Annotated in this window: 25 protein-coding genes; 24 read left to right on the top strand and 1 reads right to left on the bottom strand. The window is 30.2% G+C overall.

Features of this window, described 5'->3' with window-relative positions:
- Positions 1-61: 61 nt before the first annotated feature.
- Positions 62-703: an endonuclease III domain-containing protein gene (locus tag SVN78_02135; protein ID MDY6820402.1), complete on the bottom strand. Its 642-nt coding sequence runs from the start codon at positions 701-703 to the stop codon at positions 62-64.
- Positions 704-871: 168 nt separating this feature from the next.
- On the opposite strand from SVN78_02135, the gene SVN78_02140 reads away from it, so the two are divergent.
- From SVN78_02140 to SVN78_02255, 24 genes are all read left to right on the top strand, one after another.
- Positions 872-1084 (top strand): hypothetical protein, encoded by a 213-nt coding sequence (locus tag SVN78_02140; protein MDY6820403.1) that lies wholly within the window; start codon positions 872-874, stop codon positions 1082-1084.
- A gap of 53 nt (positions 1085-1137) precedes the next feature.
- A complete protein-coding gene (locus SVN78_02145) occupies positions 1138-2049 on the top strand; it encodes a YitT family protein (GenBank protein ID MDY6820404.1) in 912 nt (303 codons plus the stop codon).
- A 31-nt stretch (positions 2050-2080) separates the two neighbouring features.
- Entirely contained in the window at positions 2081-2521 is a 441-nt protein-coding gene (locus tag SVN78_02150) for a flagellar FliJ family protein (protein ID MDY6820405.1), read from the top strand.
- Positions 2481-3026 carry a hypothetical protein gene (locus tag SVN78_02155; GenBank protein MDY6820406.1) on the top strand — a complete coding sequence of 182 codons (546 nt, stop codon included), beginning with the start codon at positions 2481-2483 and terminating at the stop codon, positions 3024-3026. The genes SVN78_02150 and SVN78_02155 overlap by 41 nt, the downstream gene beginning before the upstream one ends.
- A gap of 10 nt (positions 3027-3036) precedes the next feature.
- Positions 3037-3669 (top strand): methyltransferase domain-containing protein, encoded by a 633-nt coding sequence (locus SVN78_02160; protein ID MDY6820407.1) that lies wholly within the window; start codon positions 3037-3039, stop codon positions 3667-3669.
- On the top strand, positions 3659-4855 hold the full coding sequence (locus tag SVN78_02165; GenBank protein MDY6820408.1) for a U32 family peptidase C-terminal domain-containing protein: 1197 nt from the start codon (positions 3659-3661) through the stop codon (positions 4853-4855). The genes SVN78_02160 and SVN78_02165 overlap by 11 nt, the downstream gene beginning before the upstream one ends.
- Positions 4856-4860: 5 nt before the next feature.
- Positions 4861-6843, top strand: a complete 1983-nt coding sequence (ligA, locus tag SVN78_02170) for an NAD-dependent DNA ligase LigA (GenBank protein ID MDY6820409.1) — start codon at positions 4861-4863, stop codon at positions 6841-6843.
- Positions 6844-6972: 129 nt separating this feature from the next.
- Positions 6973-8214: a transcription termination factor Rho gene (gene rho / locus SVN78_02175; protein MDY6820410.1), complete on the top strand. Its 1242-nt coding sequence runs from the start codon at positions 6973-6975 to the stop codon at positions 8212-8214.
- A 112-nt stretch (positions 8215-8326) separates the two neighbouring features.
- Complete coding sequence (gene rpmE, locus SVN78_02180) at positions 8327-8566, top strand: 50S ribosomal protein L31 (GenBank protein ID MDY6820411.1); 240 nt, start codon at positions 8327-8329, stop codon at positions 8564-8566.
- A 36-nt stretch (positions 8567-8602) separates the two neighbouring features.
- Positions 8603-9673 (top strand): peptide chain release factor 1, encoded by a 1071-nt coding sequence (gene prfA / locus SVN78_02185; GenBank protein ID MDY6820412.1) that lies wholly within the window; start codon positions 8603-8605, stop codon positions 9671-9673.
- A 115-nt stretch (positions 9674-9788) separates the two neighbouring features.
- Entirely contained in the window at positions 9789-10532 is a 744-nt protein-coding gene (locus SVN78_02190) for a HemK family protein methyltransferase (GenBank protein MDY6820413.1), read from the top strand.
- Entirely contained in the window at positions 10511-11782 is a 1272-nt protein-coding gene (gene murA / locus SVN78_02195; protein ID MDY6820414.1) for a UDP-N-acetylglucosamine 1-carboxyvinyltransferase, read from the top strand. Before SVN78_02190 ends, murA begins: the two co-directional genes overlap by 22 nt.
- 17 nt (positions 11783-11799) lie before the next feature.
- Positions 11800-12399, top strand: coding sequence for an ATP phosphoribosyltransferase (hisG, locus tag SVN78_02200; GenBank protein MDY6820415.1), 600 nt, complete (start codon positions 11800-11802; stop codon positions 12397-12399).
- Positions 12390-14627: an outer membrane protein assembly factor BamA gene (gene bamA / locus SVN78_02205; protein ID MDY6820416.1), complete on the top strand. Its 2238-nt coding sequence runs from the start codon at positions 12390-12392 to the stop codon at positions 14625-14627. Before hisG ends, bamA begins: the two co-directional genes overlap by 10 nt.
- Before the next feature lie 35 nt (positions 14628-14662).
- Positions 14663-15187 carry an OmpH family outer membrane protein gene (locus tag SVN78_02210; protein ID MDY6820417.1) on the top strand — a complete coding sequence of 175 codons (525 nt, stop codon included), beginning with the start codon at positions 14663-14665 and terminating at the stop codon, positions 15185-15187.
- A gap of 34 nt (positions 15188-15221) precedes the next feature.
- Positions 15222-15659: a 3-hydroxyacyl-ACP dehydratase FabZ gene (gene fabZ, locus SVN78_02215; protein ID MDY6820418.1), complete on the top strand. Its 438-nt coding sequence runs from the start codon at positions 15222-15224 to the stop codon at positions 15657-15659.
- An 80-nt stretch (positions 15660-15739) separates the two neighbouring features.
- Positions 15740-16219 carry a chemotaxis protein CheX gene (locus tag SVN78_02220; GenBank protein ID MDY6820419.1) on the top strand — a complete coding sequence of 160 codons (480 nt, stop codon included), beginning with the start codon at positions 15740-15742 and terminating at the stop codon, positions 16217-16219.
- Positions 16220-16223: 4 nt separating this feature from the next.
- Positions 16224-17039, top strand: coding sequence for a prepilin peptidase (locus SVN78_02225; GenBank protein ID MDY6820420.1), 816 nt, complete (start codon positions 16224-16226; stop codon positions 17037-17039).
- Positions 17036-18241, top strand: a complete 1206-nt coding sequence (gene tyrS, locus SVN78_02230; GenBank protein ID MDY6820421.1) for a tyrosine--tRNA ligase — start codon at positions 17036-17038, stop codon at positions 18239-18241. Before SVN78_02225 ends, tyrS begins: the two co-directional genes overlap by 4 nt.
- A 3-nt stretch (positions 18242-18244) precedes the next feature.
- Positions 18245-19495, top strand: coding sequence for a DUF1015 domain-containing protein (locus SVN78_02235; protein MDY6820422.1), 1251 nt, complete (start codon positions 18245-18247; stop codon positions 19493-19495).
- Between the two features lie 55 nt (positions 19496-19550).
- A complete protein-coding gene (gene ffh, locus SVN78_02240) occupies positions 19551-20891 on the top strand; it encodes a signal recognition particle protein (GenBank protein ID MDY6820423.1) in 1341 nt (446 codons plus the stop codon).
- 11 nt (positions 20892-20902) lie between these two features.
- On the top strand, positions 20903-21199 hold the full coding sequence (gene rpsP, locus SVN78_02245; protein MDY6820424.1) for a 30S ribosomal protein S16: 297 nt from the start codon (positions 20903-20905) through the stop codon (positions 21197-21199).
- A complete protein-coding gene (locus tag SVN78_02250) occupies positions 21196-21429 on the top strand; it encodes a KH domain-containing protein (GenBank protein ID MDY6820425.1) in 234 nt (77 codons plus the stop codon). The genes rpsP and SVN78_02250 overlap by 4 nt, the downstream gene beginning before the upstream one ends.
- 43 nt (positions 21430-21472) lie before the next feature.
- The coding region (locus SVN78_02255; GenBank protein ID MDY6820426.1) for a hypothetical protein at positions 21473-21791 on the top strand (319 nt) is incomplete at its 3' end.

A 21791-nucleotide genomic window follows, 5' to 3' on the forward strand; every position in this document is an offset into this window, starting at 1 on the left:
TGTATATTCAATGCTTAGCGGCTATCCAACCTTCTCAACCACTTTTATTTATAAAATGTGGCTAAATGTTTTTGTTGCAATATATATTTATAAAACAATTGTTGCACAGCGGTTTTTTAAGACAATAGGTTTTGGAATGTTTAACAATTAGTGCATGGTATTCTTTATATAATTCGACATCTTGTTCTAAATTATTCATAAAAAAGTTTTGTAGATTATTATAGCTTTTAAATTTTAATTTATAGAATCTACTTATAAATCGTTTTGTATAAGCATCCATAACAAAGATTGGCTTTTCTATTGCATATAAAAGAATTGTGTCTGCAGTTTCAAAACCTACCCCTTGTATATTTAAAAGGAGTTTTCTTGCATCATCTATGCTGAGATAACTTAATTGTTGCAAATTACCTTTAAGATTATCTGTGATAAAAGATGAGATGTTTTTTAAATATTGTGCTTTTTGATTATAAAAACCTGCTGATTTGATTAGTTTTTTCAATACAGGCAGATCTATATTATGTATCTTTTCAGGGCTAATAAGATTATGTTTTTTGAGGTTTTCTATAGCTTTTTCACAATTTTGCCATGTTGTGTTTTGTGTTAAAATCGCACCAATTACAACCTCAAAGTCAGTATCAGCAGGCCACCAATGTTGTTTGCCATATTTATTTAGGAGTGTTCTATATAATTTGTCAAGATCCATTTTTACTATATATAGGCTAAATAAATATACAATTGCAATCAATAAATTTAGATATATATAACTTTTAATCAAGTTTCATTTATTATTAAATATTATTAATTTTATTAGATATAAAAGAATTTTAAAATATGCCGATATATATAGTATAAATTATTATGGAGGATTATCATGGAAATAAAATTTAATCCCTATATAAATATTATAAATAATGAAAATATAAAGGGGAATATTTTTGATAATAAAAAAAGTATAAATATAAAAGGGAAGCTCATTGATGTGAAAGATTATAATAATAAATCATTAATTCTAATTGAAACCGATATTGAAGCAAAAAAACTGACACATCTTATTGGAGATTATGTTAAAATAACTAATAGATAATTTCAGTTATAAATAACTTTACAATCTTTAATTGTTATTATATAGGAATATCTATGGGTAATAATAATGAAAATTTAGCTTTGTATAGAGAAAGGTTTGGATATTGGTATTTTATCAATAAGCTACTGATAATTTCCTTTGGCTCAATTATAATTGCAATTGGATATGTATTTTTTCAAATTCCTTTTGATTTGGCAGCAGGTGGTATACAAGGTTTAAGTATTATTATTAATAATTTTATAAGTGTTAATGAAGGCATCTTATATCTTTTATTTAATATACCTTTATTAATTTTAGGTTATTATAAGCTTGGAAGATTACAGTTTTTAATTTTTACAGTTTTGTCGGTTATTGTTTTCTCTCTAGCTACATATTTACTGTTAAGGTTTGCCTATCCAATTTTAAAAGAAAACCCTATGACTGAAGATATGTTATTAAGTAGTATATATGCTGGGGTTATTTCCGGTATAGGGACAGGTTTAGTAATGAAAGCAGGTGGTTCAGTAGGTGGAACTAATGTAATAGCAAAATTGGTTCATAAAAAGTTTGGGTTTCCACTAAGCCAAACATATCTTATTACAGATGGCATCATAATATTAATTGCTGCTTTTGTTTTTAGCTGGAATGTTGCGCTACATGCAATCTTATGTTTGTTTATTAATGGTATTGCCTCAGATTATGCTTTTGAAGGACCAAGTATTATAAGGATAGCAACAATAATTACAGATAAACGTGATGAGGTAGCCAGTATACTAATGTCAGGTTTACAAAGGGGCGTTAGTTGCTGGGAGATTGAGGGTACCTACACTGGCAAAAAACATTATATGTTATATTGTGCTATATATAGATCACAAGTGGTACTTTTAAAAAGCTTGGTTGCAGAGGCAGATGAAAATGCCTTTGTTATAATTGGCGAAGGTAAGCAAGCGTTAGGTGAAGGTTTTTATAGCATAAAAAGAGTTTAAATTATTAATATTAACTATATATTAATTTAAAATGCAGAAAGATTTTAGATTGGAATCAGTACACAAATATAAAAAACATATATTAGATCTTGAAAGGGATAAGTTGTTGTATTTATTTAATATTAAAGATGAGTTAGAATGCAGAAAAAATGAGATCATTGAGAAGATAAATTTAAATAAAACAGAGATAGAAGAGTTAAAGAAAAGAGGTGATTTTACATTCATTGAATTGTATGAAAAGTATATTAACAATTTATATACACAACATCAAAAGGTTTGCAAGTATATAGAGTCCGTAGATAGAGAAATAGAAAAACAGAGGAAAATAGTATTAGAGGCTAGAACAGAGAAATTAGTCTTGGATAACTTGGAAACAAAACATATAGAAAGCTATAAAGCCTTTCAAAGAAAGATGGAGGAAAAATTTATAGATGAAATTAATAGCATCCACTATGGCTATAAGGATATCTAGTTTATCTTGTATTTTAATATTGTTTTTTTTATTTTCTAATGGTCTATTTGCTCAAAATAATAAACTAATTGATTTACAAAGGTGGGAGAAAAGATTAGAGGAGAAAGAGAAGCGTTTAAACAGGAAAGAACAAGAGTTATTGAAAAAAGAAAAGGAAAATAAACTTATTTTAGAAGCAATAGAGAAAGAGAATAGGCGTTTAAAAAAGCAAAAACAAGAACTAGTAGAGATTGGGAATAACATAAAGACATTAAAAGAACAAGTTGAAGACTTAGAAAATAAAAATTTAGATAAGCTTGCAAATATTTATAATTCAGCAAAAGCAAGGGATGCTGCAAGAGTAATATCTAATATGGATGTAGATACAGCTGTTAAATTGTTTAAAAGGTTAAGCCCAATGGCTGCTGGGGAGATTATGAGTGAATTAGGTAAGACAGATCCAAAATTTGCTTCAGAAGTTTCAGAAAGATTAGCTGTTATGAGTGATAATAAAAGCTCTAATTAATTTTAGATAATTGAAACCAGAGATATTGCAACCCCATATAGAAGAGTTTATAAAAAATTTATCAATCTATAATATCCCTATAAATTACGATAATTTAGATATAAGAGATAAAGAACAGGCTATGGACCCTGTTGTTGGTAAGTTTTTGAACTTTGTGTTAAATATAAAAGAGCCAAGTATTGTTTTAGAAATTGGCTGTGGTGTGGGTGTTTCTACGAAATATTTGATCTCAATTTCATCTATCAAAAGATATATAGCAATTGATGCAAATAAGCGTAGATTAGATATTTGTAAAAACACTATTAAAAATAAAAATATTGAATTTTATAATGCTAATGGTATAAACTATTTGAAAACTACTAAATTATCTTTTGATGCAATTATAATTGATTCTGTAAAGAGTGACTATAGCCTAATGTGGCATTTAGCTAAGAAAAAAATAGAAAGGGGTGGTTTAATAATTTTTGATGATGTATTGCTCTATGGCTTAATATCTCAGAATAAATCAATTATTCCAAGAAGATATTTAAATATGTGTGAACAGTTAATTGAATTAATAAGAGAAGTTAGCTGTGACTCAAACTATGGGTTTTCAATAATACCTGTTGGTGGAGGGGTTTTGTTAGCGAGAAATGTCAGTTGAATTGTTATCCCCTGCTGGTAATTTAGAAAAACTAAAATTTGCAACCTATTATGGGGCTGATGCAGTATATTTTTCATATAAGGACTATGGTTTAAGAAATAAAGCCAATAATTTCAGTTTTGATGAAATTAAATATGCTATTAATTTTCTCCATGAAAGAGGCAAAAAAGGTTATATAACATTAAACATATATGCAAAAAATAATGACCTTAGATCTATTGAAACTTTTATTGAAAAGATAGCTAGTTTTAATATTGACGCTTTTATTGTTTCAGATCCAGGTATTATATATTTAATAAAAAAAATGAATGTTAATATACCCTTACATTTGAGCACGCAAGCAAATACAACTAATATTAATGCTGTCAAATTCTGGGAAGATTTAGGAATAAAGAGAATAATCCTAGCAAGAGAGCTTCCTCTAAAGGAGATTGAGTTTATCTGCAATAATACTAATCTAGAGATAGAGGTATTTGTGCATGGGGCAATGTGTATATCCTATTCAGGAAGATGCTATTTAAGCCAATATCTTACTGGTAAAGATGCAAATAGGGGTGAGTGCACACACCCTTGCAGATGGAAATACTATCTAGTTGAAGAAGAGAGAGCAAACGATTATTATGAGGTTGATTTTGATGAAAGGGGTAGTTATATTTTAAATTCGAAAGATCTATGTTTAATAGATTATATTGATAAATTGATTAACGCAGGGGTTAAATCATTTAAAATAGAAGGTAGAATGAAAAGTTTATATTATGTTTCCATCGTTACAGGTGTTTATAGAAAAGCCATTGATAATTACTATGATAATAAATTTAGCCTTATTAAAAGTTATAAAGATTTATTAGAATTAGTTAGCAACAGGGGTTATACAAATGCTTTTATAGATGGTTATAACAATAAAACAACAAATAATGTATCATCTAAATATGTAAGAAAGGGTGATTTTATAGGTTATTTTATAAATAAAGATGGTAAATATATATTAATAAGTAGGGCAAAAGCAGAAGTTGGTGAAAAACTAAAGGTTTTTACCCCTAATTTGTATAAATTTAATTTAATATTAAAAGATATTTATTCACTGAAGGATGGTAATAAAGTAGAATTTTTAAAACCTAATGAGGAATATGTTATTGATACACCAAAGGATATTGAAGAATATAGCCTGCTTGTTAGGGATAGATAAGTTTTATGGTTAGTGAGGATATAAAAAAGAGATATTTTAAACTAATTGATGAAATAACAGAACATGATATAAATTATTATGTTAAAAATAATCCAATTATATCAGATTATGAATATGATTGCCTATTAAAAGAATTAAAAGAAATAGAGGAAAAATATCCTGAGCTAGTTGTTCCATTTTCACCAACCCAAAGGGTTGGAATTAGGCCTGTTTCGACTATACCTACAAGAGAGCATGAGATTAGAATGTTGTCCTTAGAGAATACCTATTCTAAGGAGGAGGTTAGTGCTTTTATTGATAGGATTGAGAAAAAGGTTGGGAATAATTATTCATTAGTGCTAGAGCCAAAGATAGATGGCGTAGCAGTTTCTTTAACTTACGATAACGGATATTTGTCATATGGATTAACAAGAGGTGATGGCTATGTGGGTGAGGAAGTAACCCATAATATAAAAACAATAAAAACATTACCTCTTAAGATCAAGGATGAAAGACATATAGTTGTAAGAGGGGAAGTATATTTAAGATTTGAAGATTTTAGAAAAATAAATGAGTACAGGATCGAAAATGATTTAACACCCTTTGCTAACCCTAGAAATGCTGCAGCAGGGACATTAAAACTATTAGATCCAAGGCTAGCAGCTGAAAGGCATTTAGATGTATTCATTTATGCACTAGATGCAGGTCGTAAGTTTGACAACCATTATGATGATATGGACTATCTAAGAGAATTGGGTTTTAAAGTAAATAAAAACATTAAAAAAGCCGACAATAAAGATCAGATTTTTGATTATCTAGATGAGATATATAAGTTAAAGAAGACCATTGATTATGCAATTGATGGTGTGGTAGTAAAGGTCAGTGAATATAACCTAAGATCTATACTTGGTGAGACCGCAAGGTTTCCAAGATGGGCTTTTGCATATAAATATCCTGCAGAACAAGCTTCAACAAAATTGGTAGACGTAAGATTCCAGGTTGGCAGAACTGGTATTATTACACCCGTTGCTATATTGGAGCCTGTCCATCTATCTGGATCTAAAGTTTCTAAGGCAACATTACATAATGTTGATGAAATAAGGAGATTAGGTGTAAAAATTGGCGATTATGTTTTTGTTGAGAAAGCAGGCGAAATAATACCAAAGATAACAAAGGTTATAACTAAAAGAAGAAAAGGCGATGAAAGAGATATTGTGCTACCAAAGAGATGCCCTGTATGTAATGCAATTACAATAAAAGAAGAAGATGAACCTTTCATTAGATGTGTAAATCCAGAATGTCCTGCAAGATTGAAAGCCTCTATTTTGCATTTTGCCTCAAGGGATGCAATGGATATTAAAGGTTTAGGCGAGAGTTTGGTAGATAAATTAATTAAAGAATCTTACATAAAGTCTATTGCTGATATATATGATTTGAAAAAAGAAGATCTGATAGGTCTTGAAAGAATGGGAGAAAAATCTAGCGAAAACATAATAAAGGCAATTGAGAGAAGTAAGAGCAAGCCTTTCCATAAAGTTTTATATGCCTTAGGTATTAGACATATTGGACAGAGATATGCAATAATTTTAGCTAATCATTTTAAAAATATTGATAATATAATAAATGCTAGTAAAGAAGATTTTGAAAAAATTGAGGAAATCGGTGAAATAATTGCATCTCTTTTATATAAAACCTTTAGAGAAGAAAGGGTAATAAAGATGATAGGTAGGCTAAGGTCAAAGGGGTTAAAATTTTCAATTGATGAAAAAACAAGTAAAAAATTAGAAGGTAAAACATTCCTAATAACAGGGAGCCTTTCAAAGCCTAGAAAGGAATTTGAAGAGTTGATAGAACAAAATGGGGGTGAGGTGTTATTAAATGTGAGTAAAAAGCTAGATTATTTAATTGTTGGTAAGAAACCAGGTAGTAAACTAGATCGCGCAAAAAAGATGGGAATTAATATTATTAATGAAGAACAATTTAATGAATTATTAAATAAAAATGCTTGACAAAACAAATTTTTAGATTAATTAATTTATTAATAGATTTAAAAGGTTGTTTCTTACACAGAAATCAGGATTTCTGAAATACCATAAATAGAAATTAAAAAATCATAAAAAAATTAAAGGAGTAGATTAGTGAATATTAAAGAACTAAAAGAAAAACCCATTGAGGAACTCTTATCAATTGCAAATGAGTTAGGAATAGAAAACCCAGGGAGTTTATTAAAGCAGGAATTAATATTTGAAATACTTAAGCAATATTCTGCAAAAAATGGCCAAATATATGGGCAAGGTGTTCTAGAAGTTTTGCCAGATGGATTTGGTTTTTTGAGGTCTACTGACTATAACTATCTTCCAGGGCCTGATGATATATATGTATCGCCTGCGCAAATAAGAAAATTTGCCTTAAGGAGTGGTGATACTATTGCTGGAGAGATTAGACCACCTAGAGATAATGAAAAATATTTTGCTGTATTAAAGGTTGAGTATATAAATTTTGAGCCCACAACAAAAAAGAGGGTACTCTTTGAGAATTTAACACCCTTGTTTCCTGAAAGAAGGATAAATTTGGAGGCTTTTCCAACCTCATATGATACAAGGATTATGAATTTATTGGCCCCCGTTGGCAAAGGTCAACGTGGCTTAATTGTAGCCCCACCTAAAACAGGTAAAACAATGCTTTTAAAGTCAATAGCCAATAGTATTACAAAGAACCATCCAGAAATATATCCGATAATCTTATTAATAGATGAAAGACCTGAAGAGGTTACTGATATGGCGAGGTCTGTTGAAGCTGAGGTTATTTCATCAACCTTTGATGAGCCTGCCTATAGGCATGTTTCAGTTGCTGAGATGGTAATAAACAAAGCTAAAAGACTTGTTGAGCATGGTAGAGATGTTTGCATTTTATTAGATAGTATAACAAGGCTTGCTAGAGCCTATAATTCGATTGAGCCACCCAGTGGTAAGGTGCTATCAGGTGGTGTTGATTCAAATGCACTACATAAACCAAAACGTTTTTTTGGAGCTGCAAGGAATGTAGAAGAAGGGGGGAGTCTTACTATTATAGCTACAGCACTGATAGATACAGGCTCTAGAATGGACGAGGTGATATATGAAGAATTTAAAGGGACGGGCAATATGGAGCTTCATTTAGATCGCAGGCTTGTTGAAAAGAGAATATTTCCTGCAATTGATATTAACAGATCAGGGACAAGGAGAGAAGAGCTGTTACTTAGCAAAGAGGAATTAAATAGAGTGTGGATATTAAGGAGATTCTTATCGAACATGAATACTGTCGATGCAATGGAGTTCCTTCTTGATAAGATAAAGGGAACAAAAACGAATAAGGAATTTCTAATGGCTATGGCTAAATAGGCTACTGCCTTATTTGTTTATAATTTTCTATAACATATTTAATTAAATATTTAAATTATTATTTACATATTAATAAAAAAGATTATGATATCAGTGAAATTGGAGGTTTAAAATGAAGAAGGGCATTCATCCTGAATACAAAGAAGTAGTTTTTAAATGTGCATGTGGAAACGAGATTAAAACTAGGTCAACTGCAAATAATAAAACAATTGCAGTTTGCTCTAATTGTCATCCTTTTTTTACGGGACAACAGAAGTTTGTTGATACAGCAGGGCGAATTGAGAAGTTTATGAAAAAGTATGCTAAGGTAGAAAAAGAAAGTAAAAAGCCTAAAAGATCTAAGAAAAGATAGAGATTTTTTTACTATCTAAATTTTAAAATAATTTATATGTTTGATAAACTAGAGAAAATCACAAAAAGATATGAATATATTCTTGATGAATTGTCAAATGTTCAGACAATAAATAACCGTGAAAAATTTCAGAACCTTTCAAAAGAAAGTACAGAGCTAGAGCCAATCTATAATAAATACCAACAATACAGAGAGGTTAAAAAGAGTATTGATGAAGCAAAGGATATTTTGAATAATTCTAGTGATAGAGAACTAAAGGAATTGGCAGAAGAAGAATTGAGAGAAAATAGAAAAAAATTAGAAGAGCTAGAAGAGGAACTAAAGCTATTGTTATTACCAAAGGATCCCTATAAGAATAAAAATATATATATGGAGATTAGGGCTGGAACAGGAGGTGATGAAGCTACTTTATTTGCAGGTGATCTATTTAGGATGTATACAAAATATGCAGAGAAAAAAGGTTGGAGTACTGAAATAATAAATTCTAATGAAACTGGCGTTGGTGGTTTTAAAGAGATTGTTCTGTTAATTAAAGGTAAAGGTGTTTACAGTAGGTTGAAATATGAAGCAGGTGGCCATAGGGTACAAAGGGTACCTGAAACAGAAGCCTCGGGAAGAATTCATACTTCTGCTTGTACAGTTGCTATTTTGCCTGAGGCAGATGATGTTGATGTTAAAATTGATCAAAAAGATTTACGGATAGATGTATTTAGATCTTCTGGTGCAGGTGGTCAGCATGTTAACACCACTGATTCTGCAGTAAGGATTACACATATTCCTAGTGGCACAGTTGTTAGTTGTCAAGATGAGAGAAGCCAGATAAAAAATAGGGAGAAAGCGTTGAAGCTCCTTAGGGCAAAATTGCTAGATTTGGAGATTGAAAAAAGAGAGCAAGAGTTGTCAATTAGCAGAAAATCTCAAGTAGGCAGTGGTGATAGAAGTAGTAAAATAAGAACATATAATTTCCCTCAAAATAGGGTTACAGACCATAGAATTAATTTGACAATCTATAGTTTAGATAGGGTTTTAAATGGTGAATTAGATGAAATAATTGATTCACTTATTTCGTGGGAACAAATAGAAAAGCTTAGGTCAATTGGAGCCTAATTGTAAAGAATTTTATCCTAATAAAATATTCAATGTAATTGATTTTTATAATCTTTTAAAAAATAATAATATATTAAGATCTAAATCAGAAATATTTGATTATATTTCATATCTTTTGGATATTGATTATAGTAAAGTTTATTTATCTTTTTCATCAAAAATTATATTAAATAAGAAAATAATAAAAGAAATTGAACTTTTAAGAAAAGGTTATCCTCTTGCCTATATTACGAAACGAAAAGTTTTTTATAAGTATGAGTTTTATATAGATGAGAGGGTGTTAATACCAAGAGAAGACACCTCAGTATTAATTGACTATATAATAAAAAGTTGTAGTTATATAAAAGAGCCAAAAATATTAGATTTGTGTACAGGTTCAGCAAATATTTTAATATCATTGATTTTAGAGTTTAAGAGAGGGTTCGGGGTTGGCATAGATAATAGTTTACAAGCTTTAGAAGTAGCTCGTATTAATAGCCATAAATTTGCACTTAACAATAGGGTTGATCTTTTATGCGCTGATGTATTTAATGTGTGTGATATATTAAAAGGCAAAATATTTGATATAATAGTATGCAATCCACCATATGTCGGTTTAATGGAATCAGATTATGAGGACTCCATAAAATATGAACCAAGAAGGGCAATATTTGCAGAGGAAAAGGGCTTTATTTTTTACAAAAAACTATTGCCTATTGTAAACAAATTGTGTAAAAGAGATGGTTTTATAATATTTGAAATAAACCCTAATTTATACGATAAAATAGTTAAATTATGTGAGGATTTATCGTTGACATTTGTAACTATATATGATCTTGAGAATAGACCAAGGGCTATATGTTGGAAGAATTGTTTATAGTTGATAAAAGTTCATATTTGACTGGTAATGTTACTATTAGTGGCTCAAAGAATGCAAGTCTGCCGGTTTTAGCTGCAACTATTTTGGCGGAAGGTGCCTATGAGATAGACAATGTCCCTGATCTGTTAGACGTACAAAATATATTATATTTATTAAATGATCTAGGTTGTTCCTCTAAAAGAATAGGCCATAAGGTAGTAATAGAAAGTAATTACAGTGAAAATTATGTTGCTTCATATGAGTTGGTAAGAAAAATGAGAGCCTCAATTTTGGTTTTGGCTCCTTTATTGGCTAAAAGAAGAAGAGCAAAGGTGTCCCTGCCAGGTGGTTGTGCAATAGGGGAGAGGCCAATTGATCAGCATATAAAAGCACTTAAAATGATGGGTGCAAACATTGATATAAAACATGGTTATATAGTAGCTGAGTGTAAAAGATTAAAAGGAACAGATGTTTTTTTAGATGTAAGTACAGTTACTGGAACAGAAAATATTATAATGGCTGCGGTATTAGCAAAAGGTAAAACTGTCATACAGAATGCTGCACAAGAACCTGAAGTAATAGATTTATGTGGTTTTTTAAAAAAGATGGGGGCTAATATTTCTGGTGAGGGGAGTAAAATAATAGAGATTATAGGCGTGGATTCCTTAAGCCCAACTAATTATAATATTACATATGATAGGATTGAAGCAGGAACATTTATCTGCATTGTAGGTGCAGCCTCAGGTGAAATAATTATAAAAAAAACTCCCATAAATTATATGAAAATTGTATTAGAGAAATTAGCTGAAACTGGGATATCTATTGATATTATTGATAGTGAAACTATTAGAGTAAAATCAGAGAAAAGATTAAGGGCGGTGGATATCACAACACAACCCTATCCAGGTTTTCCAACAGATTTACAGGCACCATTTATGGGTTTAATGATTGCATCAGAGGGTATTTCTGTTATAACAGAAGATATATTTGAAAATAGATTTATGCATATAGCAGAGTTTAAGAGAATGGGTGCAAATATTATTTTAAGAAATAGATCTGCTATAATAAGGCCTTCAAGAAAATTAACTGGAACAGATGTTAATGCAACAGACTTGAGGGCAGGTGCAGGTTTAGTTGTAGCAGCTTTACAAGCAGAGGGCCAGAGTAGGATTCATAACATTGCCTATATTGATAGGGGTTATGAATATTTTGAAAGAAAATTGCAAAATATTGGTGTAAATATAAAAAGAATAAGGAAGGAAATAAAATAGAACAATTAAGATTAGCAATACCTGTAGGGAGATTATCTGAAGAGGTTGTAAATTTATTTTCAAATAAAGGCTTGTTAAATAAAGAAGTGATCAAACTGTCAGGTCGTAAACTTGTTTTTGAAGACCAGAAGAATAATCTCATTCTATTATTTATTAGAAATAAAGATGTTCCAGTTTACGTAGAGTACGGTGCGTGTGATATAGGTGTTGTTGGTAAAGATATACTCCTTGAATTAGAGTCAGATGTTTATGAGTTATATGACCTACAATTGGGCAAATGTAAGATATGTGTTGCTGGATTAAAAGAAGGTGTGTTTAAATATAAGGCAGGTATGAGAGTTGCCACAAAATACCCAAATATAACTAAAAAGTTCTTCATGAAGAAAGGTTATTCTATAGATGCAATTGAATTATATGGTTCAATTGAGGTTGCCCCACTGTTGGGTTTGTCAGATTTAATAGTTGACTTAGTTTCAACGGGTGAAACATTGAGGAAGAATGGTTTGACTATAGCCGAGATAATTTGCCTTTCAACTGCTAGACTAATAGCTAATAAAAATTTGACTAGGATAAAATTTGAGAGAATAAGAGAATTGTTAAATTATTTATGTTACTAAGATGTATAACCGGTTTTATTATATTTTTTATATTGGGTAGTAACCTGCTATTCGCTGCAACAATCACTAAAGTAAAGGTTGTGGGCAATAAAAGAATATCAGATAATAAGGTTTTGGAATATGCAGTTAAACCAAACACAGAGTTTAGTTTTGATTTAATTGATAAATCGATTAAGAAGATGTATGCATCAGGTTATTTCTATGATATAAAAGTTGATCTCTCAGTAGAAGGTGAGGATTTGGTTTTAACATATATAGTTAAAGAAAAGCCCTATGTAAATAGTATATATTTTGAAGGTAACAAAGAATTATCATCTGACAAATTGGTTGCTATAATATCTCTTAAAGGTGGTGATATACTTGATTTTAAAAAAATAAATAAAGCCATAGAGGAGATCAGAAAGGAATATGAGAATAAGAGCTATTATAATGTAGATATTTCTTATGATATTGAGGAAGCGGCTAATGGAGACGTTGATGTTGTTTTTTCTATAGATGAAGGATCTAAGGCTATGGTTGAAAAGATTACCTTTCTGGGTAATAAAGAGATTGATAATAAAAGGCTTAAAAAAGTTATTGCAACCAAAGAAAAATGGTTTTTGTCATGGTTAACCGGTAGTGGTCATTTAAAAAGGGAAGATTTGATGTTAGACAGGGATAGGATTAGAAATGAATACTACAATAATGGTTTTATTAAAGTTCAGGTAGGCGAACCAGAAGTTAAAGTACATAAAAAGGAGAACTATTTAGAGGTTATTTTTAGAATTCAAGAGGGCCCACAATATAAGGTAGGTGAAATATCATTTGAAGGCAATGAACATTTAACAAATGAGGAATTAGAAAAAAGAATAGAACTCAAAAGTGGTGATATCTTTGGCAGTCAAGTTTTTAGAAATGATATTGAAAGATTAACTAAAGCTTTTACAGCGATAGGGTATGCATTTGCCAATGTTAACCCAAAGACATATATTGATGACAATACCAGAACAGTTGATATAACATATTCAATTGAAGAGAATAGACTAGTAAAGATTAATAGAATAATTATTGAGGGCAATGTTAAAACAAGGGATAGAGTCATAAGAAGGGAATTAAAAATTGTAGAGGGCGAAACTTATAGTAGTGAAAAAATTGAGCTTTCTAAGAAAGCCTTAGAAAGATTAGACTATTTTGAAGAGGTTAACTTTATCGAAGAGCCTCTTCAGTTAGATAAAATAGATTTAAAAATAAATGTTAAAGAAAAATCTACTGGAACATTTACAGTAGGAGCTGGTTTTTCAACGCTTGATGGTATTGTTGGATTGTTTCAAATTAGGCAGAGTAATTTATTTGGTTTGGGTTATTCAGCAAGGTTAACTGGTGAGCTTGGGACAGAACGTTCAAGGTTTATTATAAACTTTACAAATTCTTGGCTCTTTGATAAACCAATCACATTTGGAGTAGATGTATTTAGATGGGAAGATGAGTATTTTGATTACGATGAAAGGATAACGGGTGCAGCTGTTAGATTAGGACACCCAATTATAGGTAGAAAATTATATATTATTTATAGGTTAGCCTATGAACAATTTCATATCTCTGATATTGAGGAAGAGGCTTCTTGGGAGATAAAGAAATTTAGAGGGGATATGTCAACTATAAGTATAGCTCCTACAATTGAGTGGAATACTATTGATTTTCCAGCTGATCCAAGCAAGGGAAATCAGACAAAACTTATGTTAAAATATGCTGGGTTTGGTGGTGATAGTGAGTTTATTAAAGCTGTTTTTTCATCGAAACAATATCAACCACTATTTTGGAAGTTTGTAGGAATGGTTAATGGAGAGATTGGTTATATTAAGGAGTTTAATGATAAAGAAATACCACTAAATGAAAGATTTTATTTAGGTGGTATGCATTCAGTAAGGGGTTATGAATATGGAGAAATTTCACCAGAGGATGAGTCAGGGTTTGAATATGGAGGTGATAAATATTTACTATTTAATGCAGAGGCAGTATTTCCAATATCAGAGGAAATAAATTTGAAAGGAGTTGTCTTTTTTGATGCAGGTAATGTGTGGGAAGATGGGGAGTCTATTTTATCATCAGATTTAAAGAGATCTGTTGGTGCGGGTATTAGATGGAGAAGTCCTTTTGGACCTATTAGAGTGGAATATGGTATTAAACTTGACAAAGAGCATGATGAGTCAAGAGGCAGGTTAGATTTTTCTGTTGGTGGTATGTTTTAATTTGGTTTTAAAAGAAATTTTTACAGGAGGTTAGTATGAAAAGGATATTTTTAACGTCAATGTTGATTATTTTTGCTATAACTGTAATACCGCTACATGCAGATGTTAAGGTTGGGGTTGCAAACCTGCAAAGGGCATTAGATGAGAGCGAGGCAGGCAAACAGGCAGTAGAAAAAATGAAGGAGTTTTTTCAAGAAAAGCAAAAAGAGATTAATAGGCGTAAAGCTGAATTAGCTCAGTTGAAAGAAGAGATAACTAATCAAAGTTCTCTATTAACTGAAGAAGCTAAAAAAGATAAAATGTCTACCTATCAAGATAGGATGAAGGAGTTACAGAGATTTATTCAAGATTCTAATGAAGAGATGAGGAAAAAAGAGAGTGAATATGTAAGTAAGATTGCCAGGGAATTGAGAGACGTTGTAAAAGAATTGGGAAGGGAATTAGGTTATGATTTAATTATAGAGGCAGATCAAGGTGGTGTACTGTATAATTCTAATATGGTGGATATTACTGGTAAAGTTATAGAGCGATATAATAGAAAATGGAAAGCTAAGGATTAGTTATAATTAAGTTTATAAACAAAGGGGGATATTGATGGATATTGATGAAATTCTCTCAATTTTACCACATAGATATCCATTTCTATTTATAGATAAGATAGTCGAATTGACAGATGAAAGAATTGTTGCATTAAAAAATGTTACTATTAATGAGCCATTTTTTTCAGGTCATTTTCCTAATAATCCTATAATGCCAGGTGTGATAATGGTAGAGGCTGTTGCACAAGCTGGTGGTCTATTTGCCTCACAATTTTATAGGGATAAATCATTTAACAACTATCAGCTTTTTTTAATGGGGCTAGACAAGGTTAGGTTCAGGAAGGTTGTTAGACCTGGAATGACTTTAAAAATAGTAGTTAACTTAATTAAGCGTAAAAAAGATGCTTGGCGAATGAAAGGAGTTGTATACAATAATACTAATGATATTGTTTGTGAACTAGAATTTATTGCAATGATGACTAAAAAAGAGTAAAAGAATAGATGAAAGTCTTGTTAATAATTTAAATTTATATAAATATATATAATAATTAATAATTTGGAGGTATTTGTTATATGAAAGCTGAATACATAAACCCCTTTATTGAGGCTACATTTTCTGTTTTTTCTACGATGGTTAATATGAAGCCAAAAAAAGATGAGGTGTATTTGAAAGAAGATAGAAGAACCACTTATGATGTTTCAGGCGTTATTGGTCTTGCTGGAGACATAAAGGGATCTGTAATTATTAGTTTGCCTGAAAACTTAGCACTAAAGATTGTCTCAAATTTTTTAGGTGAAGAGAAAAAGACTTTAGATTATGAGGTTGTTGATGGTGTTGGTGAGATACTTAATATGATAGCTGGTGGTGCAAAAAAAATCTTTGGTGAAAAATTGGGTACTCGATTTAAAATATCTATTCCCTCATTAATAATTGGAAAAGGCCACATTGTTAATATTCCAAGTGGTTTGAAATATATAGGAGTGCGCTATTCTCTGGAAAATGAGAAATTTTCATTAGAAGTTTCAATGAGAGAGGAAAACAACTCATACTAAATTAATGTTAATTTATATTATTTGCTTTGTATTGGGGTTAATTTTTGGTAGCTTTATGAATGTTTTAATTTATAGACTGCCAAGGGACATTAGTATTATATATCCTTCTTCATATTGTCCAAATTGTGGCAGTAAGATTAAACTATATAATAATATACCTCTTGTTAGCTATATTTTATTGAAAGGTAGATGTAGTTGTTGCAATAGTAGAATCTCTATAAGATACCCCTTAGTTGAGTTTTCCTATGCTTTAGTAGTGCTTGTGTTTGCTATTAATTTTGGTGTAGGTTATAGTTTTATATATTATTCTATTTTTGCTTTTTTCCTTTTAGCAGCATCTTACTCAGACTTATTTACCCTAATGGATAAAAATTTTACTACAGGTGTTATACCTAACAGTATAAATTATACTGGTATATGCTTAGGTGTTGTTTTATCAATTTTGCCAAATATAGTAAATATACAACAATTTGGACTAGATATAAATTTTAAACAATCAATTATTGGTGCAGTGAGTGGCTATATTTTTTTATATATACCAAATCTTGTTTATAAACTATTAAAAGGCTATGATGGTATAGGTGGTGGTGATATGAAGTTATTAGCTGTTGTAGGTTCCTTTATGGGTATAAAGTTTGTGTTATTTGTGTTATTTATATCCTCACTTATCGGATCTATTGTAGGTATTATCATAGTTTTAATAACAAGGAATAAGAACTTTCCCATTCCCTTTGGGCCTTTTATTGCTATTTCTGCTTTATTGCTTATTTTTTTGAAAGACTATATAAGTAATATTTATAATATGGGTTTTGTTAAATGAAGAGCTATATATATGATGAATTAGAATTGTTAAAAAGGGGTACAGTTGAGATTATAACTGAGGAAGAATTAGTAAATAAAATAGAAATATCAAATAAAGAGAATAAAAAACTTAATATAAAAGCCGGTTTTGATCCATCAGCCCCTGACTTACATTTAGGTCACACAGTGGTTTTACAAAAAATGAAACACTTCCAAGATTTAGGGCATAATGTTCTCTTCTTAATAGGAGATTTTACTGGAATGATAGGTGATCCAACGGGGAGGTCTGAAACGAGAAAGGCATTAACAAGTGAAGAAGTTAAGAAAAATGCTGAAACATACAAAGAACAAGTTTTTAAGATATTAGATCCAGATAAAACAAAAATAGTTTTTAATAGTAGTTGGATGTCTAAGATGAGTGTTGAAAAGTTTATTGAGCTGACGAAGCTTTATACAGTTGCCAGGATGTTAGAAAGGGATGATTTTTCTAATAGATTTAAAAACAATATTCCCATAGGTATACATGAGTTTTTATATCCACTAATTCAGGCATATGATTCAGTTGTATTAAAGGCAGATATTGAATTAGGTGGTACAGATCAAAAGTTTAATCTCATAGTGGGCAGAGATATTCAAAGAAGGTATAATATAGAACCACAAGTGGCTATGACTATGCCTATATTAGTGGGATTAGATGGTGTTCAAAAAATGAGTAAGTCCTTAAATAATTATATAGCCTTGAAGGATGCCCCTGAGGAGATGTTTGGTAAGATAATGTCTATAAGTGATGAATTAATGATAAGATATTATGTGCTATTGAGTGATAAGCCAATTAGTGATATAGATAAGGTTAAAAATGGAAAAATTCATCCAATGGATGCAAAAAAAGATCTGGCTTTTGAACTAGTAAATAAGTTTCACAGTTATAGTGCTGCAAAGAAAGCGCTTGAGCAGTTTGAGAGGGTCTTTACAAATAGAGAAATACCCAAAGATATTGAAGAATTTGTATTTTCAGATAATATAGATATTATAAGCATGTTAAAAAATATAGGATTTGCAAGCTCTAAATCAGAAGCTAAAAGACTAGTAATACAAGGAGGGGTTTATATTGATAATAGTAGAATAAATGATATAAATTATAAATTAAGTAAAGGTGAATATATCATAAAAGTTGGCAAGAGAAAGTTTGCAAAAATTAAGATTGTAGGCGCTAAAGGTTAAAAAGTGGTGGATATTAGGCCCTTTAAAGGACTGAGATATAATTTAGAAAAGGCTGTTTTAAAGAATGTTATTGCTCCACCTTATGATGTTATAGGGGAGAAAGCAAGAGAGAAATTAGAGCTAAAATCACCATATAATATCGTTAGGTTAACCCTTCCGCAGGGCGAAAGAAAATATGAAAAGGCAAGGGAGTTATTAAATAAGTGGAAATCAGAAGATGTCCTTGTTTATGATAAAAAGCCATGCTTATATTTGTATGAACAACAGTATGTGTATAATAACAAAAATTATACTAGAACAGGTTTTGTAGGGGCTGTTAAATTAGAGAAATTAGGAGAAAAAAATATTTTACCACATGAAAAAACTATATCTAAACATGTTGAAGATAGGTTTAATCTTATAAAAGAAGTTAAATGTAATTTAAGTCAGGTTTTTGCACTATATATGGATAGTGAAGATAAGCTATCTGGAATATTTAGCTATATTAAGAAAAATTTACCATCTGTTTCAGCAGTTGATGATGATGGGGTAAAAAATAGCCTATGGATAGTATCTGATGAAAAATATATAGAAATAATATGTCAATTTATGAAGGATAAAAAAATATATATTGCAGATGGACATCATAGATATACTACAGCTTTATCATATAGAGATTATAGAAGAAGCATTGATGATGTAAATCCATCAGAGGAAAAAGATTATGACTATATCATGATGATGTTAGTTAATTTTTATGATAATGGTCTTAAAATATTTCCAACCCATAGGTTAGTTGAGCTAGATGAGGGTTTTGATAAGGCTAATTTTTTTAAATGCATTGAACAATATTTTCATATTATAGAGAATGTTAACAATATAAGTGAGTTTTTAAAAGATGAAAGTGATTTACGTTTTGTTATGGTATTTGATAAGAAAAATTATGGATTAATATTAAAAGAAGATTCCTTTGAATTTTTACATTCTGTATATAGGAAAGTTAATACCTATGTATTATATGAATTGATATTTAAAGCCTGTTTTAATTTTACTGACGAAGATATTATGAAAGGAAATAAAATATCATATATACATAGTAAAGATGAATTATGCATCAAAATTAAAGAATCTAATAATATAATGGCTTTTATATTACCACCAGTATCCCTAGAGATTATTAGAGAAATTGCAGATAATGGTTTGACTATGCCACAGAAGACAACATTTTTTTACCCTAAACTTGCAAGTGGTCTGGTTATGTATGAATTTAGTTAATAAATTATTGACTGTAATTTGGATGATTATATCTTACAATATTTGAGGTTAGAATATGTTTAAAAATCTATCAGATAGATTGCAAAATATCTTTAAGAAAATAAAAGGCGAAGGAAAGCTTAGTGAAGATAATATAAAAGATATAGTTAGGCAGATTAAACTGGCTTTATTAGAAGCAGATGTTAATTACAAAGTAGTTAAAAGGTTTGTAGACAATGTAAAGGATAAAGCCTTAGGTGCTGAAGTTGTTAAAAGCTTAACACCTGATAAAGTATTTGTGAAAATAGTTCATGATGAGCTTGTAAATATTCTGGGAGGCAGTAGCGATAATGCTAAAATAAGGCTCTCATCTAATATCCCAACAAATATAATGCTAGTGGGATTACAAGGCTCAGGTAAAACGACTACTGCTGTAAAATTGGCGTGTCAATTTAAAGGTAAAAAAGTACTTTTAACAGCCGCTGATGTTTATAGAGCTGCAGCAATCCAACAACTTGAGATTATGGCAAAAAAGAATGGCATAAGCTTTTTTTCTATAGAGAATTGTAATGATCCTATCCAAATAGCAGAATCATCAGTATTATATGCCAGGAGAAATTTGTTTGATATAAATATAATTGATACAGCAGGTAGACTCCATATTGATAGTGATATGATGGATGAGTTAGTAAATATTAAAAATAAGATAAAACCAGATGAGATCTTATTAGTAGTTGATAGTATGGTAGGTCAAGATGCAATTAACCAAGCTGTTCAATTTGATAATGTCTTGGATTTGACTGGGGTCATTTTGACTAAATTAGATAGTGATGCTCGTGGAGGCGCAGCATTATCTATAAGAGAGGTTATTGGTAAGCCAATTAAATATGCAAGTACTGGTGAGAAAGTAGTTGATTTTGAACCCTTTTATCCTGATAGAATGGCCTCAAGAATATTAGATATGGGCGATATTGTTAGTTTAGTTGAGAAAGCTCAAAATATAGTTGAAAAAGATGAGTCAAAAAAACTTGAACAAAAATTAAAAAAAGGTGGTTTAGATTTTAATGACCTTGTTAAACAATTGAAGATGATTGAAAAGATGGGTTCAATTGAAAATGTATTGAAATTAATTCCAGGTTTTAGTAAAATGCCAAAATTAGATTCTTTTGATGATAAATTCAAAAGGGTTGAGGCTATAGTTAACTCAATGACTCCATATGAGAGGCGTCATTATAAAATTTTGAATAGTAGTAGAAAGAAGAGGATTGCAAGAGGCAGTGGTACAAATGTTAAGGAAGTAAATAGATTGATTGAACAATTGGTTCAAATGAATAAAATGCTAAAGGTTGTAAAAAATAAGAAAGGCAAAACTAAAAAGCTAGACAGTTCTTTTATACAAGATATTTTATCCAAATAGGAGGTGTGTTTGTGGCAGTTAAATTGAGGCTAATTAGATTTGGGAGAAAAAAGAAGCCCTTTTATCGAATTGTAGCAATGGATAGTAGAGACAAGAGAGATGGTCAATATATAGATAAGATAGGCATATATGATCCTCTTAGAGAAAACAACAATTTTAAAATAGATGAAGAAAAGACGTTGAAATGGCTTCTAAATGGTGCGATACCAACAGATACGGTTAGAAGCATGCTATCAAAAGTGGGTATAATGAAGAGATTTCATGAAGAAAAACAACTAAAAAAGAAAAAAGATGTGGAGGCTGAATGATGAAAGAAATTGTTCAATCTATTGTAAAGGCAATAGTTGATAATCCAGAGGATGTTGATATTAGAGAAGTAGAAGGTGAGAAAACAACTGTAATTGAGCTTAGGGTTAACCAATCAGATCTAGGTAAGGTTATTGGTAAACAAGGTAGAACTGCAAGAGCTATGAGGACAATCCTAAATGCTGCAGGGATTAAGAGTGGTAAAAAAATAGTTTTAGAAATATTAGAGTAATTATGTGCTAACCCTACTTGTAATCAGGCAAGTAGGGTTTTCTATGAATTTTATAGATATAGGTTTAGTAAGCTCAACATTTGGCAATAAAGGGATAATAAAGTTAGATATTTATTATGATGTAAACTTTTTATATTCTAGATATAAATATTTAATATTACGAAAAAAAGATCTGTATCTTTCTTATACGATTAAGAACTTTTATAAAAAAGATGATCATTATTACTTTTCCTTAGAAGAAATAAATAATGTATTTGAAGCAAAAAAACTTGTTGGTTTTGATGTAGTGATACCAGAAAATTTAAAAAAAGAAGTTAAGGATTCTGAAAATGAATTATTATGTTTAGATAAGTTTTTAGATC

This window comes from Deferribacterota bacterium (genome assembly GCA_034189185.1).
In the GTDB taxonomy this organism is placed as follows: Bacteria; Chrysiogenota; Deferribacteres; order Deferribacterales; family UBA228; genus UBA228.

Coding starts and splice junctions, on each gene's coding strand:
- SVN78_02210 (MDY6820417.1), top strand. CDS start 14,663: ATGAAAAGGATATTTTTAACGTCAATGTTGATTATTTTTGCTATAACT.
- ffh (MDY6820423.1), top strand. CDS start 19,551: ATGTTTAAAAATCTATCAGATAGATTGCAAAATATCTTTAAGAAAATA.
- prfA (MDY6820412.1), top strand. CDS start 8,603: ATGTTTGATAAACTAGAGAAAATCACAAAAAGATATGAATATATTCTT.
- ligA (MDY6820409.1), top strand. CDS start 4,861: ATGGTTAGTGAGGATATAAAAAAGAGATATTTTAAACTAATTGATGAA.
- SVN78_02155 (MDY6820406.1), top strand. CDS start 2,481: ATGAAATTAATAGCATCCACTATGGCTATAAGGATATCTAGTTTATCT.
- SVN78_02225 (MDY6820420.1), top strand. CDS start 16,224: ATGTTAATTTATATTATTTGCTTTGTATTGGGGTTAATTTTTGGTAGC.
- rpmE (MDY6820411.1), top strand. CDS start 8,327: ATGAAGAAGGGCATTCATCCTGAATACAAAGAAGTAGTTTTTAAATGT.
- SVN78_02165 (MDY6820408.1), top strand. CDS start 3,659: ATGTCAGTTGAATTGTTATCCCCTGCTGGTAATTTAGAAAAACTAAAA.
- tyrS (MDY6820421.1), top strand. CDS start 17,036: ATGAAGAGCTATATATATGATGAATTAGAATTGTTAAAAAGGGGTACA.
- SVN78_02220 (MDY6820419.1), top strand. CDS start 15,740: ATGAAAGCTGAATACATAAACCCCTTTATTGAGGCTACATTTTCTGTT.
- SVN78_02150 (MDY6820405.1), top strand. CDS start 2,081: ATGCAGAAAGATTTTAGATTGGAATCAGTACACAAATATAAAAAACAT.
- fabZ (MDY6820418.1), top strand. CDS start 15,222: ATGGATATTGATGAAATTCTCTCAATTTTACCACATAGATATCCATTT.
- SVN78_02140 (MDY6820403.1), top strand. CDS start 872: ATGGAAATAAAATTTAATCCCTATATAAATATTATAAATAATGAAAAT.
- SVN78_02145 (MDY6820404.1), top strand. CDS start 1,138: ATGGGTAATAATAATGAAAATTTAGCTTTGTATAGAGAAAGGTTTGGA.
- SVN78_02135 (MDY6820402.1), bottom strand. CDS start 703: ATGGATCTTGACAAATTATATAGAACACTCCTAAATAAATATGGCAAA.
- murA (MDY6820414.1), top strand. CDS start 10,511: ATGTTGGAAGAATTGTTTATAGTTGATAAAAGTTCATATTTGACTGGT.
- bamA (MDY6820416.1), top strand. CDS start 12,390: ATGTTACTAAGATGTATAACCGGTTTTATTATATTTTTTATATTGGGT.
- SVN78_02250 (MDY6820425.1), top strand. CDS start 21,196: ATGATGAAAGAAATTGTTCAATCTATTGTAAAGGCAATAGTTGATAAT.